We start from the raw sequence: 14,253 nt of genomic DNA, 5'->3' as shown, positions 1-14,253 counted from the left end.
AAACTTCCCCAGGGAGTATTTTTGGTGGTATTCGATCGATAAAATTGTCTCGTTTTTTTGCATTTCACACTTTTCCGATTTGAATTCTTGCCATAGAATTCTATCTATTTGGTATTGGCTTAATAGAATCCGCACAAACCACTTTATAAATATTTTTGAGAAAAAGAATCCTGTATGTTGTTATTTTATAAGAGGCGAATATGAAAAGGGCGTTACCGAGCATCATTCTGACTCTGTTTTTTTCCTCTTGCGCACAAGCAGATAAATTCAGTTTGGATTCTACAAATCCTCTTGCCATTTTAGTCCAAATTGGCTGGACGATTGCTTCCATTCCTTCCAATGCCGATTCCGAATTGCGCTTTGTCGCAGTCGGAAGCAATTGTTCTTCCTGGACGAGCTCGGACGGTAGCAATTGGAAATTCAGTAATTCCCGCTTTCCTGGATGTGTGGATGGGGCCGTTTCCAGCGTGACCTTTGGGAACGGGACCTGGGTCGCCGTAGGAGCTCTTACTGCCAATGGAGGTTGTTCGATTTGGTCGAGCAAAGACGGAGAGACATGGGCTAAAGCAAACTGTGCGGCGGGGACGGTTTCCGTCAGCGGTGCGCCGACCTCGGTCGTTCGAAACCTTTATACGGTCACCTTCGGGGGAGGTTTTTTCTTTGCCGCGGGAGAACATATCGCTTCTCAGACCGGCGTCGGTTTTTACGGACAGATTTCAAGCGACGGTTCTACATGGCAGTTTCTTTCGATTCCCGATGGATCCACTTATATCGGATCCGATTATTATTTTTCTAGTTCTTACAGTTCCGTCCATTCGGAAGTTTATTTTAGCGGCTTGCACAATGTGAATCACGAAGTAGTTCAGATGTCTGTGCCGTCAACAGCAAGTGCTTCGATTTCTATCGCCACTGCTTCTACTTTTAAGACGGGAATTCTCGCCCTCAAATCCGGGAAGATTTTGGTTTACGGAGGGAATGATGATACCAATCCCACCGCGAGTATTACAAAAATAGCAAATACGATCGCCGGGATCGGATCCAGTGCGACTTTGAATACGGGTGTTCCCGGTTTTATCCAATCGGCAGTCGAAGGAACGGATAAGATCATCGTCTTCGGAAATCAATGCACACTCGATTATTACGATCTGACCGCTCAAGTTTGGCACCCGCCGGTCGGAGTGCCTGCTCCGGAAATGTCCAACTGTTCCCGTTTGGATTGGTTGTCTTCCTCGTACAATTCTTCATTGAATTTGTTTGTCGCAGGGGCTCGGGTAACCGGAAGTATTCCAACCGCATTCAGTTATTCTAAAACGGGACTTCCCGGGGATTGGTCAGTCGTTTCGCAACCGGATGCGGGCTCTCCTGGACCAAGTATATTAGGAATTGCTACTAAATAGATAGAAACAAAGAATCTCGAGTAGAGTTCACAGTTTTTTATCTTCGCGATGGGAATGGTCACTGATTCAAAATGATTCGTAAAATGAACGTTTCGATTTCGATTTTTCTTCTTTGCTCTGTGTCTTGCGCCGAGGCGCACAAATTCAGTTTCGATTCTTCCAATCCTTCCGCGATCCTCGGGCAAATCATATGGAGCCTTGCATCTTCGAACACGGAAAAATATCCGTTTGTAGCCACCGGAGAATCCTGTGCGTCCTGGTATTCTTTGGACGGGAACGTTTGGTCTTATAGTTCGACTCGCTTTCCATCCTGCAACGGAGGTAGCATTCGTTCCGTGGCATACGGAAATAAGACATGGGTTGCGGTGGGTACGTTAAGCCCCGGTTCTGGGTGCGGACTTTGGTCAAGTCAGGATGGAGAATCTTGGACTCGTTGGACTTGCGCGAACAACGGGGGAGGGAATTCGAATTTTCAACTCTCCTCCGTGACTTTTGGAAACGGAACGTTTTGGGTGGGTGGAGAAAAAGAAGGAGCAGGAACGAGCGTTCCCTTTTACGGATTAAAATCCACGGACGGCGTTTCCTGGCAATACTTTCCGATCGATACCGGTGGGGCGAACAATACTCCGGACTCCGCGAATACGACATCGTTTGACGGTGTTCATTTGATGGTCTATTACGGTTTTACCAATTCCGTTACGGGGAATATTTCCAAGTACGACTCGGATAAGGGCACTTGGTCTCAGAACGGAGACGGTGACATTCTTCCGAATATACCGAGTAGTAAGAAGAAGGTATTCGCTCTAAAATCCGGAAACGTCATTTCCTACGGTGACGACGCGAACGGAGGAGGTGCCCTCAGTGTTTTTAACGGAACACTTTGGGGACCTCAAACCGCAACGACAACTTCTACGCGAATCAACACGATTGTTGAAGGTGAGGATCGAATATTCGTCTTCGGAAACGTATGCACGTTAGACTACACTTCCGATCCGAGCGGACTTTCGGGGTGGATCGGTTTTTCCGGTACACCGATTGAAGTCGGCGGTTGTCTCGGGTTACACTGGACAGCGGCGACTTACAATGTCGGATTAAAATTAATTGCGTTGGGATCCACTGGAACGGGCGCAAGTAATCCTTCCACGTTTGCCGTTTCCTCAACGGGAGCTCCGAATGATTGGAAATTGATTCCGATCACTCAGAGTGGAATCCCGGGTCCTTCCGTCTTGTCGATCGCGGCCAAAACAAACTAAAGATTTTTGGTTTGAAACCGAAAACCGCATTACGCGGCTTCGGCGAGTCTTGCGAGATACTTCATTGCACCCGGTAATTCTTCCCGAATCTTATTCCCGATCACTCTGGAAAACAAGAAGGAAAGCGGACCCGAAAAGGTAACCGTATGTACAAACTTGGTTCCGGAATTGGTAGGAATTAACTCGTGTCTGAATTCGAGTTTGCAGAGCGGAAGATGGGTGAGATCGGAAAAGAGTTCTTGATCTCTGACTTCCATCAAACGAAACCAAGTTTTTGGTCCGCCTTTCGGTTTGAGCATTCCCTTACTTCCGACTTTGAAATCCCCTTTTAAAAAGGATTCTTCGATTTCATGATCCCAGGTTTTCCAATTGGAAACGTCCTGATAGATTTTCCAAAGTTGGGTCGGACTTGCTTTCGTAATTTCTTCGTGTTGAATCCGTTTCATCGTTTGCCTCAAATTAATTATAAATAAAATTATTATAATCGCGATTATTAAAACAAGTCTATTTTTTTCCAGCGTGGAGTTTTGGATTGACAGATTTCTGCTATATTAGACAAAAATAAAGAAATGAACCCAGCAACGGAAGAATTGGAAGCAGGGAAAGACCTTCCCTCCAGCGAACACATCACGGAAGTCGTCAAAGAAAATCTAAAACTCATCCGCCATACAAAAGGATTTTCCTTAGATAAGCTGGCCTCTCGTTGTGGAGTCAGTAGAGCGATGCTTTCCCAAATCGAACAAGGGAAGAGTGTTCCTACAATTTCCGTTCTTTGGAAAATTGCGAATGGTCTGAATGTTCCGTTTAGTGAACTTCTGAAAGAAAAAGGCACCGAAGGTGTGATCGTGATGAAGGCGGAAAACACAAAGGTTTTGTTTTCCAGTTCGAAGGTTTTTTCCAGTCGGGCTCTTTTTCCTTATAATGGAAATCGGAAAACCGAATTCTACGAACTCATTCTAAAGCCGGGTGGAATCGAAGTCGCCGAATCGCATCAATCCGGAACCACCGAAAACATCGTAGTCGTTTCCGGAAAACTTCGTCTCCGAGTTGGAGAGAAAGTCGTAGAACTCGAACCAAAAGACTCCGTTTTTTTTAGAGCCGATATTCCTCATGAGTATTCCAATCCAACGGATCAGGAAACGCTGATGTATTTGGTGATGGATTACAGAGACGAAATCAACTGATTTCTTAAAAAAAAGATCTTTCCATTCTTTGTCTGAGAAGGAGAATTCTCCGGATAATTCCTTTTAGGACAAACAAAAGAATGCGTTATTCATTTCCTTCCAGGGCCATTTTTCTTTTCGTACTTCTTATTTTTCTCTTCTTCCAATCCTTCCTAGATGCGGAGAGTTTTCCGAATTCTTTGCCGAATGTAGATGCAGTCTATGAGGAACAAATTTCCTGTCACCCGAACGATTGTATTTCCCTGAAACTCGAAGACATTCTCGCGGAAGGTGTGAAGTCGAAAATCTCTCAATTGATGTCCGAGAATGCGGGGAAGATTCTAATCGATACTTCCGGCTCTGCTCGCAAAATCGATTCTTCGGATTTGGATGATATTCGTACGGTTCTGGAGGAGATTTCCAAAAGGGACGGGAAGGTTGCGATCGAAAGACTCCATATCGCGATTCGATCGTTTCAACTTCCCGAACCTCCCTTTTTAAAGGATCTCGGTCTCGTCGGTTGGGACGTTTTTAAGAGAGTGTATCGAAAGATTTATTATAGAAGGACTTCCGATTATCACGCGAAGGTTTTGTATCATCCCGAAACGTTGAATATATTTCTCGTCTACTTTGTTCACCGAAAATACGGAGATATTTGTGATACGGTTTTTTCGAATTGTAACGAGATCGAATATCTCGACGACGACACGTTCGACTTGCAACTCTCGCAAGCGCTAAGAGAATCGGGCGAAAAAAAGATTCCTGTGAAGGTTTCTTTTCGTCAGACCGAGGCAGTTCTTCCCGAAGTAAAATTGGATTTGGATCATTTGAAAGAGGTGAATCGTTCCACAAGAATCTACAAATGGATGGCCGCTGGAAAAGAAAGAGAAGTCAAACCCGTTACGAAATCCAGATTTCTCGTCTTCCAAGCCGTGGTCACGGCCGTGGATTATTCACTGACCGTCTATGATATGATATCCGCTTTGATTTTATACAAACCCGCATCGGAGAGAAAGATTGAGATCAATTATATTGACTCGGAAAAGGGAAAGAAGATCGATTCGGTGATTTTTCTTCCTGCGGACGAATCAAAAAAATGAAAAGTTCATTTTGTTCGATCCTTCACGGAAGAAATGATTTTTCGGACATGATTTTATCCATGGAAACTTTCGCCGTAAGCTTGCTCGGAACGGACTTGAAGTCCGATTTCAAGTTCTTTTCGGAAGATATGATTCTCATTTGAAAAAAAAAGAATCATATTATTTTAATATAGAATTTGCCGTTTCGTATGTGCAAAGAATGAGTAAAAAATAAATTGGAAGAATGAAACTCAAAGCCATTCTTTTTGATTACGATGATACTCTCGTGCAGACGAGAAAAATTCGTTATCGGACCTTGAAAAATCTCGCGAAAGAAAAGTTTCAATTCGATTTGACGGATGTGCAAATCGACGAGGCATGGGGTCTGCCGGGAGATGAATTTTTAAGGAGAATCTACAAAAAACATGCCGAAGATCTGGAGTCGCTCTGGGAAGAGTATCATTCTTTTTGCGAAAGAGATCCGAATCTTACGTTTCCGGGCGCCGAGGACTTCTTACAAAAATACAACTCGCATTTTCTTTTTGGAATTCTTTCCTCTTCCAGCGGAAGAAGAGTTTTGAAAGAAATCGAAGGTTTTTCGTTTTCGAAGAATTCTTTTTTCGCGATTCAAACGGCGGAAGATACAATCATCCACAAGCCCGATCCGAATGTGTTTCTTCCGATTATAGAAGAAGCGCGAAAGAGAAAATTAGATTCTTCTGAGATTCTCTATGTCGGAGATACGATCGGGGATGCGGTCGCTTCGACCGGCGCGGGCTTGCGATTTTTAGGGATGGCTCACGAAGAACATTCTGCAAAACTTTTTCAAAACGAAAATTTGGAATTTGTTTCTTCGTTCTTGGAGTTGGAACACTGGATCGAATCTTCCACTTTTTGAAAGTGAGGAATTTGCCATAAATTTTTCGGAAAACGGACTTAAAGAGCGAAGACAATCTTTTTTTGCGGGAATTTAATTTGTAGGAACTCCTACAGACTTGGTCGTGAAAGTCGCGCGCCCCACCCAAATCTTGGGTGGAGGGGTGGGGGGCGGAAAAATTTCAAGGTGACTTTTCTTTATCAGAAAAACCGAATGCTTGCAAGGAGAATTCTCTTTTTGATTCTCTGTAGGAACTCCTACGAAACCACTCTCGAAAACGCAAAACCTTGCCCCGAGGTCGAAGGGGCCCTAAAAAAACCATCGGAGCTACGACAATGCTCCATAAAAGTCGCGAGCCCCACCCAAATCTTGGGTGGAGGGGTGGGGGGCGGGAAAAATTCCGGAAACTTTCCTATATCACAAAATTCTAATTTTGCAAGAAAAAATTCCCGTGTAGGAACTCCTGCAACACCCCTCCCAAAAAGAGAGGGGCATCGAGAAAAAACTTATTTAACGGAAGAAGATAAACGTGAGAAGAATAAACGTTGGAATCAGAATCGAAAAGGAATACAGAACGTATCCTCCGAAACTCGGCATCTTTACGTTGTTTTCTTCCGCAACGGATTTTACCATGAAGTTAGGCGCATTCCCGATATAAGTCAGAGCTCCCATAAACACGGCTCCCACGGAAATCGATTTCAAAATACTCTCCGCGTGCGGGTCTGCTAAAATCTGAGCCACGTCCGTCATCCCCAAGGTTCCTTTCGCTAAGGATAAGAACGTGAGATACGTCGGTGCGTTGTCAAGAACCCCGGAGAACAAACCCGTTACCCAGAAGAATTGCCAAGTTTCCGTAACACCCAAATCTTTTCCGTGATGTTCCAAAAGAATCAGAGCCGGAATCATCGTAATGAAAATCCCGATAAAAAGATACGCGACTTCCTGAATCGGATGTAGCGTGAACTTGTTGTGTTCTCTTACGTGACCTCTCGTCGTGAGTTTGGATGCAACGATCAATCCGATCAGAACCGCTTCTCTGATAAAAGCGAGATAGGGATTCTCCGCAATTTCAGGAATGTAGTTCTGATTGATAAACGCAACGGACAACACAACTCCCAAGAGCCAGATAAAATTGACCTGACCTTCGAGACTGATCGGATGTTTGTGTTTTTGATCTTTCTTGAGATCTTTTGAGGCTTCTTTTTTATACGCGAACGTATCCCAGATAAAATACGTGATCAGAAGAAGAATTCCCGCAACGAGCAATTCCGGAAGAAGTTTAAACGTCCAGGTGAACGGAACACCGATCAAATAACCGAGGAAAAGAGGAGGATCTCCGAGTGGAGTCAAAGAACCTCCAATGTTCGAAACGAGAAAGATGAAGAAGATGACCGTGTGAACTACGTATTTTCTTTCCGAGTTCGTCTTTAAGATCGGGCGAATCAAAAGCATGGAAGCGCCCGTCGTTCCGATAAAGGAGGCGAGGAAAGTTCCTATGATTAGGAAGATCGTGTTGTTCACCGGAGTCGCTTCGATATCACCTTTCAAACGGATTCCGCCCGAAATATAAAAAAGGGCACCGAGTAAGATGATAAACGGAACATACTCGAAGACGAGTGTATGTACGATCTTACCAAACCAACCGTGAAGAACCAGAATCGCAAAGGAGATCGCACCCAGTGCCAACGCAAGGATCAGCTTATTGGTGTTACTTTCCCACCAGTGAGAAGTCGTGTGAGAAACGATCGGAAGAAGCGCGATGCTCAGAAGAATCAGAACAAAGGGAATCACACTCCAATACGGAAGGTCTTCTCCTTGGACTTCGTGGTGACCGCCAGTCGCCGCTTCGTCATGGGAAGAATCGTGATTCTCGGAAGACTGAACCTGAGGTTGTGTTTCACCAGTCGGTTCGTCGGCCAAGAGCGCCACTGCGGGCAGAGTAAGAAGGATCGCCAGAAGGACGGATGTAAGTTTTTGTTTCATAGCTCGTATCATCTGAAGAATTTTTAGACATTTTCAGGATTTAGAAGCAAGAGTAAAAGGAAAAAGAATCTCTTTGTCTTTTTTTTCCGATTTGTGGCATTCCATTTTGCGAACTTTTTTAGATTGCAGAATTTTTCAAGAAAGAGAATGGTTTCTTAAGCCGCTCCGCAAATAAATTGTGCAAAAACGGAATTTGCGGATGTCAGATGGATAGAAGGTCTTCCCTTAAGGGATTTCAAAAAGAATGGAAGCGTTGTTTACAAAAAAAGCCTGTCTGACCCCGACCGAGATCGAACAGAGATTGAAGTCTGTCTCCATCCAGCCAACGATGCAAAGAATTTCCATTTGCCAGTATGTGCTCTGCGAAGCGGACCACCCCACAGCCGAAGAAGTAAAAGAATGGGTGGACAGCCGTTCCTTTAAGATGAGCCTGGCGACTGTCTACAATACGTTAAACATTCTCGTAAGCGCCGGACTTTTGAGGGAATTCAAATTCTCCTGTCTGGGAAAATCGGTCTACGACAGCAATATCGTGGATCACTATCACTTTTTCGACGAGGCCTCGGGAAAGTTTCACGATATCGATCCATCTCTTCTTTCTCTCAGTTCTCATCTTCCCTCTCAGTTTCAAGTAAACAAGACGGACATCTTGCTTACCGGAAATCTAGATTCTAAACTCAAAGATTGATCGCATCTCCCAAGGCGACGCCGAACGATTCCATTACGGTTTCCGAAAGTGTGGGATGTGCAAAAATCGTAGAAGCGATTTCCTTTGCGGTCAATTCCTGAGTGATTCCGAGAGCGACCGCAGGAAGAAGTTCCGTCACACCGGGGCCGATCAGATGTGCGCCTAAGATTTCTCCCGAATTTTTATCCACGATTACCTTTGTAAAACCGCCGGCGTCTCCCATCGCTCGAGCGCGGCCGTTTCCGATAAACGGAAACTTTCCCACTCGAATGGAATGACCGAGATCGATCGCCTTTTGTTCGGTAAAACCGATCGAAGCGACTTCGGGATGACAATACGTACAACCGGGGATCGCATTGTAGTCGATGGGCGTATAACTTAGGTTATGCGGGTTTCCTGCGTGGATCGAAATCGCTTCCGCGGCCTTGATTCCTTCCATCGAAGCGACGTGCGCGAGAAGAGGTGGCCCATTGCAGTCTCCGATCGCGTAGATATGAGGAACGCTCGTTTTGTATTTTGTATCCGTTTTTACAAAACCTCTTTGTAAAAAAACTCCGATCTCTTCTAAGTTCATCGAATCGGTGTTAGGAACAAGACCGATCGAAACGAGAATCTTTTCAGCCCCTAAGATTTCTCCGGTTTCCGGAAGATTTTTTCCTTTGAGAAGAACCTTGACCTTTCCGTCTTTTAGTTCCGGATTCGAAACACTCACTCCCGTCAAAACGCGGATGCCTCTTTTTACAAAGGACTTTTCTAAGAATGTCGAAACCTCTTTATCCTCCACGGGAAGAATCTGGTCCAGCATTTCGACTAACGTGATTTTGGTTCCCATCGCCGCGTAAAAGTCGGCGAACTCCACTCCGATCGCACCGGCTCCGACGATTAAAAGGGACTCGGGAATTTTTTCGAGCACCATCGCGCTTCGGGAGGATAAGACCGTCTTTCCGTCGAAAGGAAGGCCCGGAAGTTCGCGGGCGCGTGCGCCGGTCGCGATGATAAAGTATTTGGAAACGATTTCTTCTTTGGAAGTATCGGGAAGCCAGATCGTATTCGAATCTTTGAATACGGCGGAACCTTTTTTACGTGTGATCTTATTCTTATTTAAAAGAAATTCCACACCCGAAGCCATCTGATCGGCGACCTCTCTGGAGCGTTGAATGATTTTTGGAAAATCGGGTTTTGCGTCGTTTAGGTCGATCCCGAATTCTTTTGCGGAATGGATTTTTTCCAAAAGATGAGCCGATTCCAAAAGAGCCTTGGTGGGAATACAACCCCAGTTCAGACAGATTCCGCCGGGTCTATCTTTTTCGATGACGCAAACGTTCATTCCCAATTGAGCGCCTCGAATGGCAGAAACATAACCGCCGGGCCCGGCGCCGATGACGGTGAGATCGTAGGATTCTGGCATAAAATTCTCCCGAGCTAATAGATGAGTCTTTCTTTACGTTGGGCAAGGACTTTTTGAAGGAATCGAATCCTCTTCTGCATTTTCGACCAGAAAGAGTTCCCTTTTTTTTGAGGGAACTCGGAAGATTTCCTTTTCGCGAAAAGATAAAAACAATGTTCAACCTCGGATCTCGACTTGTTGTTCCATTGGAATCCGATACGAGATCAAAACGGGAGAACCGATTGAAAACAAGTCACGATCCAAAAAAACGAAAAACACTCTCGATCTTAAGAATTGCCTTTGCGATTTCTCTCTTACTTTTAACAAACTGCGCCAGGACCGAATTTAAAATTCTTTCCGTAAAACTGGAGCGAAAAGAAGCGAACTCAGTTGTTCGGCCAAAAGTAGGAGCGAAAGAATTTTTTTCTTCGTATTTTTGAAAGTTTTGCAAAGAGGAAAATTTTTGTCTTCGAGTTTCGTATTTCCGCTTCGGTGGAATCAGTAAAACTAAAATGCAAAACCGGAATTTGTGTGAACGTTTCCTTCTGCAATCGAAGAAAAATTCTCACGGAAGACGAATGAATTCGTTCCTGTCAGAATTCTTACCATGTTTCGTTTCTATTTTATGGCTCAGACTCAAAAAAGAAAAAGGGTTTTGAGACGAAAAGAAAGAAGGACGATCGATTCTGGTAGGATCGAAAAAGAAAAAGACGCTACGCACTTTTTCGTTTTAAAACGAGAATCATTCTTCCGGCGGAATTCTTAAATTTGGTTTCGTTAAAACCCGAGTAGACGTGCATGATTTCGAATTTATGTCTGAGGATCATCTTTTCGATTTCGGGAAGATAGAAAACACGCATAACGTGTTTATCTCTGATTTCACGAGTGTTGATCTGGTAGATATAATTGACTTCCACCATTGTGGAGGTATCGGCCCTGACCAGACGAAAGCCCCTGTTTCTTTGGATCGTTGCGTTTTGAGATTTGATCTGAGCGACCGGAGTGATCGGTTTTCTTTTGATCGCCCTGAGAGGTTCCGCGTTCCAGACTTCCAAAATTGCAAGACCGGCGGGTTTCAAATTTTGTTCGATGAGTTTGAGAGTCGAGTCGATCTCTTCGTTCGTTAAGAGATAGTTAAACGAACCGAAAAGACTGATGACACAATCCAAAAGAAAACCGGATTGATATTTCTGCATCGGGGCGACGTCGAACTTACAATGAGAATATCTTTTTTTCGCGACGTCGATCATACGCGAGGAAGAATCGATTCCTTTCGGTCTATAACCGAGGGATTGGAAATAACGAACGTGTTCTCCCGTTCCACAACCCATATCCAGAATCGTCATGATTCTGTGTTTGCGGAAAAGACGATCCAAGAACTTGGCTTCGGAATCGATCTTGCGGGCCGGTTTTTCGATATCAAAGTAGAATTCTGCGAGTTCGTTGTACAACTTCATAAAAATTGGTTCAGAGGTATCGGAATCTGCCCGTTAACTATATTAACGGCACTCAGCTTATGAAAATCCAATATTTCGGAATCATTTTCGTTTTTTTTAATCGATCCCTATTCGCACAAACCAAGCAGATCGGTTTTACTCAGGAATTCTTAACCGGGGATACCTTGATTTTGGGAGGAATTTCGATTTCGCTTTTATTCCTTTTCGGTCTGGTTCTCAAAGAAAGTGTTCACAAACCGGTAAGAGAAAAGAGGAAAGAAGAATTTTCTGAAAACAAAAACGCAACTTTGAATCTTCCGGAAATAAAATCAGAAAGGGAGAATCCGGTTTCATCCGAACAATGGCCCAACCATTCTGTAAGACCGAATGAAAATTCTTTTCGACAAAACAGAACGCAGATCACTTGGAAAAGAGAGGTGCCTTCTCATCCGGAGCTGATTCTTGCTCATCAGAAATTTTTGGAACAGCTTGGATCCAAGATTCAAAACGCGGAGCTCTATTTTCTGAGCGGGAACGTTTCCCTCCTTCTGGCATCAAAACGAGGAAGGTTGTTTCATCTTCCCGAATCCGCGGAAGAATGGACTCCATCCGAAAAAACTTTGAAGGAAATCCTTCAAGGAAGGGTGGGTTTTCAGGAAGAATCTGCATTCATTCCTCTTTCCACCGGAATCCTTCCTTTCGGATATCTAAAACTTGCTACCAACGATTGGAAACTTTTGAATCCGAGGGAATTTCAATCCTGGAAGGAAGAATACGAGGAACAAGTATCGATTCAGTTCGAATCCTCGGATCCGGAAACCGGTTTTGGAAATATCCACGCGTTCGAAGTCGACAAAATTCGAGTGGATGAGAATATCCTAATATTTGCAAGTATCACCTCTGAGTCTTCGTTTCCTTATATTCTAAAATGGATGTCCCTCTGGACTTCGAAAATTCTTCGTAAACCGGTTCGTTATTATAGAATCCGTCAGGATCGGGTCGCGTTCTTTTTGTCTCCGGAAGAATGGGAAGTATTCAGTAAAAATCTTCGGGAACTGATCGAATCCTTACAAAAGGAAAGTCACCCGGTCGGTCTCAATCTTGGAGTCTCCATCTTGGAAGAAAGTAGGGAAGAATGGGTCGCCAATGCGAGAAAGGCACTTGGACTTTCGATCGAACAGGGACCGAATAGGTATATTTGTCTGTGAGTATCGATCCCTTACTCGACGAAAAATTCATTCTTACGATTTCGCAGATCTTTCCGGAATATCTGGATAAGACCTTAAACGTCGCCGCGATGAGAGAAGCCTTCGGTCCATCCAAAAACGAAGGTCTTTGTTATGAGAATTGTACGATGGTGGAATTCAAAGGGGAGATCGAAGGCAAATTGTTTCTTGCGATGGACGGATATACGAAACTGAAATTACTTCCTCTGATCGCGAGATCCTTCCATATCGATCCAACGGTGAGAGCCGATGCTCCTTCGATTCTTATGGAATTTGCAAATCAGATCTGCGGCGCTCTGATTTCGGAGATGAGACTCGGAAGATTTGAAACCGATCTTCTTCCTCCGGAGATTCTCAACCACAAACTCGTTCCGATCGATCTCGAAACCTATCGTCAATACATTCTGATCTATTTTCTAAAGGACGCGCGTGAAAAGCAGTATTTAGGAAGAATCTATCTCATTCTTCTTATGAAAAAGTTTTAGACGGTTCGAAATCTGCGATCCTTTCTTTCTACGAATTCGGATTTAGATTCCTTTGTTTGCAAGACCCGATTCTGATTCGAAACGAGAGGTTTGTATTCGATTCTTCTGATAATTCCTCTACGTTCAAAGGAACCTAAAAAAAATCATATTTCGGTCAAAAATTTTTGTAGAGATTTTTACCGCGCCTTAAACCTTACTTTGGAATGAATTCTTCACACCGCTGGAAAGGACTTCCGTTCTTACTCGATTATTCCGGTCTCAAAACTCCCAAGGAAGCGCGCATAACGGAAATTTCTCTGCCCCTTCCGAATTCGATTTCTCTACGAACCAAGGTTTTAGAAAAAGAAAACAATACTTCCGCGCCGATCATTTACCTTCAACACGGGATGAGTGCGCGGGGGATCGACGATCCTAGAATTCTTGCGCTCGGAACCAATCTCGCTAATCGAGGGTTTCGAGTATATCTTCCCGAACTCCCGGAAGTGAAATCTTTGATCATGACGGCCGAAACCGTTTCCAACATCCGATCCGCATTCTTACAAATTCATTCCTTGGAAAAAAGACCCGTTTCCTATCTTTCCGCGAGTTTTTCCGCCGGAATGGGCTTTGTCGCATTAGCAAATTCGGAATGTCAGAAGATTCTTTCTTCGATCCTTTTGATCGGTTCCTACGCGAACTTCGGACAAACTTTCTCTTATATTCTTAAGAATTACGAAAAGGAAAGTTATGCGGTCAACGTTATGATGTTCAATTACGTTCATCTGATCCGCTCCGATGTCGAACTCTTGAAGGAATACTTTTTCGAATCGGCTCTGGATAACGGACTTTCTAGGGAAGGTGATTTTGCGAAAGGACCTAAAATTTTGCGATCCATGAAAGAAGAAGATAAGAGGTTCGTAAAAGACTTTCTGGAGAATCCTGAGTTTCGAATCAGCGCTTCGAAACAGTTGAAGTCTCAAGTTCCCGATTCGTTTATTGAAGAGACCTCTCCCGCCTTTTTTGCAAATCGTTGTATCAAACCCTGCTTCTTACTCCATGGGGACGACGATCCCGTGATTTCTCCGCAGGAATCCAAGGATCTTCTCGAACTACTTCGGAACAATCAATCCTACCCGGCCGTCTTTTTAGAAACCAGTCTCTTAACTCACGGAGATCATCTTCCGTTTTACTCGCGTTTGACGGAGATTCTTCCCATGGCGGAATTTTGGGGAAGTTATCTTTTTTTAGCACATAATCAAATTTAGTCGTGGATTATTCTATCCCGTCTCGTCCTATACGC

At 44.1% G+C, this 14,253-nt stretch carries 13 protein-coding genes; 9 read left to right on the top strand and 4 right to left on the bottom strand.

Annotated elements, in window-relative coordinates; all coding sequences use genetic code 11:
* The first annotated feature begins 200 nt into the window (after positions 1-200).
* Positions 201-1,397 carry a hypothetical protein gene (locus DLM75_RS13610; RefSeq protein ID WP_118969035.1) on the top strand — a complete coding sequence of 399 codons (1,197 nt, stop codon included), beginning with the start codon at positions 201-203 and terminating at the stop codon, positions 1,395-1,397.
* 71 nt (positions 1,398-1,468) lie between these two features.
* Positions 1,469-2,650 (top strand): hypothetical protein, encoded by a 1,182-nt coding sequence (locus DLM75_RS13605; protein WP_118969034.1) that lies wholly within the window; start codon positions 1,469-1,471, stop codon positions 2,648-2,650.
* Positions 2,651-2,679: 29 nt separating this feature from the next.
* Here DLM75_RS13605 and DLM75_RS13600 read toward each other — a convergent pair whose 3' ends face one another.
* Entirely contained in the window at positions 2,680-3,096 is a 417-nt protein-coding gene (locus DLM75_RS13600; RefSeq protein WP_118969033.1) for an SRPBCC family protein, read from the bottom strand.
* Between the two features lie 123 nt (positions 3,097-3,219).
* On the opposite strand from DLM75_RS13600, the gene DLM75_RS13595 reads away from it, so the two are divergent.
* From DLM75_RS13595 to DLM75_RS13585, 3 genes are all read left to right on the top strand, one after another.
* Entirely contained in the window at positions 3,220-3,834 is a 615-nt protein-coding gene (locus tag DLM75_RS13595) for a helix-turn-helix domain-containing protein (RefSeq protein WP_118969032.1), read from the top strand.
* A gap of 80 nt (positions 3,835-3,914) precedes the next feature.
* Positions 3,915-4,913, top strand: coding sequence for a hypothetical protein (locus DLM75_RS13590; RefSeq protein ID WP_118969031.1), 999 nt, complete (start codon positions 3,915-3,917; stop codon positions 4,911-4,913).
* A 223-nt stretch (positions 4,914-5,136) separates the two neighbouring features.
* Positions 5,137-5,790 (top strand): HAD family hydrolase, encoded by a 654-nt coding sequence (locus DLM75_RS13585; RefSeq protein WP_118969030.1) that lies wholly within the window; start codon positions 5,137-5,139, stop codon positions 5,788-5,790.
* 489 nt (positions 5,791-6,279) lie between these two features.
* Here DLM75_RS13585 and DLM75_RS13580 read toward each other — a convergent pair whose 3' ends face one another.
* On the bottom strand, positions 6,280-7,752 hold the full coding sequence (locus DLM75_RS13580) for a sodium:proton antiporter (RefSeq protein ID WP_118969029.1): 1,473 nt from the start codon (positions 7,750-7,752) through the stop codon (positions 6,280-6,282).
* A 244-nt stretch (positions 7,753-7,996) separates the two neighbouring features.
* Between DLM75_RS13580 and perRB the strand changes: the two genes are divergently transcribed.
* The gene (gene perRB / locus DLM75_RS13575; protein WP_118969028.1) at positions 7,997-8,440 is read left to right on the top strand and encodes a peroxide-responsive transcriptional repressor PerRB; all 444 of its coding nucleotides are present in this window, start codon (positions 7,997-7,999) and stop codon (positions 8,438-8,440) included.
* On the opposite strand, the gene lpdA is transcribed toward perRB, so the two are convergent.
* Complete coding sequence (gene lpdA / locus DLM75_RS13570; protein ID WP_118969027.1) at positions 8,430-9,848, bottom strand: dihydrolipoyl dehydrogenase; 1,419 nt, start codon at positions 9,846-9,848, stop codon at positions 8,430-8,432. The genes perRB and lpdA overlap by 11 nt on opposite strands.
* Positions 9,849-10,540: 692 nt before the next feature.
* Positions 10,541-11,284 (bottom strand): class I SAM-dependent DNA methyltransferase, encoded by a 744-nt coding sequence (locus tag DLM75_RS13560; RefSeq protein WP_069607759.1) that lies wholly within the window; start codon positions 11,282-11,284, stop codon positions 10,541-10,543.
* A 59-nt stretch (positions 11,285-11,343) separates the two neighbouring features.
* On the opposite strand from DLM75_RS13560, the gene DLM75_RS13555 reads away from it, so the two are divergent.
* The 3 genes from DLM75_RS13555 (at position 11,344) to DLM75_RS13545 (ending at position 14,218) form a co-directional block, all read left to right on the top strand.
* On the top strand, positions 11,344-12,471 hold the full coding sequence (locus DLM75_RS13555) for a hypothetical protein (RefSeq protein WP_118969025.1): 1,128 nt from the start codon (positions 11,344-11,346) through the stop codon (positions 12,469-12,471).
* On the top strand, positions 12,462-12,974 hold the full coding sequence (locus DLM75_RS13550) for a chemotaxis protein CheX (protein ID WP_118969024.1): 513 nt from the start codon (positions 12,462-12,464) through the stop codon (positions 12,972-12,974). The genes DLM75_RS13555 and DLM75_RS13550 overlap by 10 nt, the downstream gene beginning before the upstream one ends.
* A 203-nt stretch (positions 12,975-13,177) precedes the next feature.
* Positions 13,178-14,218 carry an alpha/beta hydrolase family protein gene (locus DLM75_RS13545; RefSeq protein WP_118969023.1) on the top strand — a complete coding sequence of 347 codons (1,041 nt, stop codon included), beginning with the start codon at positions 13,178-13,180 and terminating at the stop codon, positions 14,216-14,218.
* Positions 14,219-14,253 lie beyond the last annotated feature (35 nt).

The organism is Leptospira stimsonii (genome assembly GCF_003545885.1).
Lineage (GTDB): Bacteria > Spirochaetota > Leptospiria > Leptospirales > Leptospiraceae > Leptospira > Leptospira stimsonii.
Note: the sequence above shows the minus strand (reverse complement) of the source record. Positions and strands in the feature narration are given on the sequence as shown.

What these genes read in the sequence shown, in the direction of transcription:
- DLM75_RS13580 (WP_118969029.1), bottom strand. Translation starts at nt 7,752, where the DNA reads ATGAAACAAAAACTTACATCCGTCCTTCTGGCGATCCTTCTTACTCTG.
- DLM75_RS13560 (WP_069607759.1), bottom strand. Translation starts at nt 11,284, where the DNA reads ATGAAGTTGTACAACGAACTCGCAGAATTCTACTTTGATATCGAAAAA.
- DLM75_RS13600 (WP_118969033.1), bottom strand. Translation starts at nt 3,096, where the DNA reads ATGAAACGGATTCAACACGAAGAAATTACGAAAGCAAGTCCGACCCAA.
- DLM75_RS13585 (WP_118969030.1), top strand. Translation starts at nt 5,137, where the DNA reads ATGAAACTCAAAGCCATTCTTTTTGATTACGATGATACTCTCGTGCAG.
- DLM75_RS13590 (WP_118969031.1), top strand. Translation starts at nt 3,915, where the DNA reads ATGCGTTATTCATTTCCTTCCAGGGCCATTTTTCTTTTCGTACTTCTT.
- DLM75_RS13605 (WP_118969034.1), top strand. Translation starts at nt 1,469, where the DNA reads ATGATTCGTAAAATGAACGTTTCGATTTCGATTTTTCTTCTTTGCTCT.
- lpdA (WP_118969027.1), bottom strand. Translation starts at nt 9,848, where the DNA reads ATGCCAGAATCCTACGATCTCACCGTCATCGGCGCCGGGCCCGGCGGT.
- DLM75_RS13555 (WP_118969025.1), top strand. Translation starts at nt 11,344, where the DNA reads ATGAAAATCCAATATTTCGGAATCATTTTCGTTTTTTTTAATCGATCC.
- DLM75_RS13545 (WP_118969023.1), top strand. Translation starts at nt 13,178, where the DNA reads ATGAATTCTTCACACCGCTGGAAAGGACTTCCGTTCTTACTCGATTAT.
- DLM75_RS13595 (WP_118969032.1), top strand. Translation starts at nt 3,220, where the DNA reads ATGAACCCAGCAACGGAAGAATTGGAAGCAGGGAAAGACCTTCCCTCC.
- DLM75_RS13610 (WP_118969035.1), top strand. Translation starts at nt 201, where the DNA reads ATGAAAAGGGCGTTACCGAGCATCATTCTGACTCTGTTTTTTTCCTCT.
- perRB (WP_118969028.1), top strand. Translation starts at nt 7,997, where the DNA reads ATGGAAGCGTTGTTTACAAAAAAAGCCTGTCTGACCCCGACCGAGATC.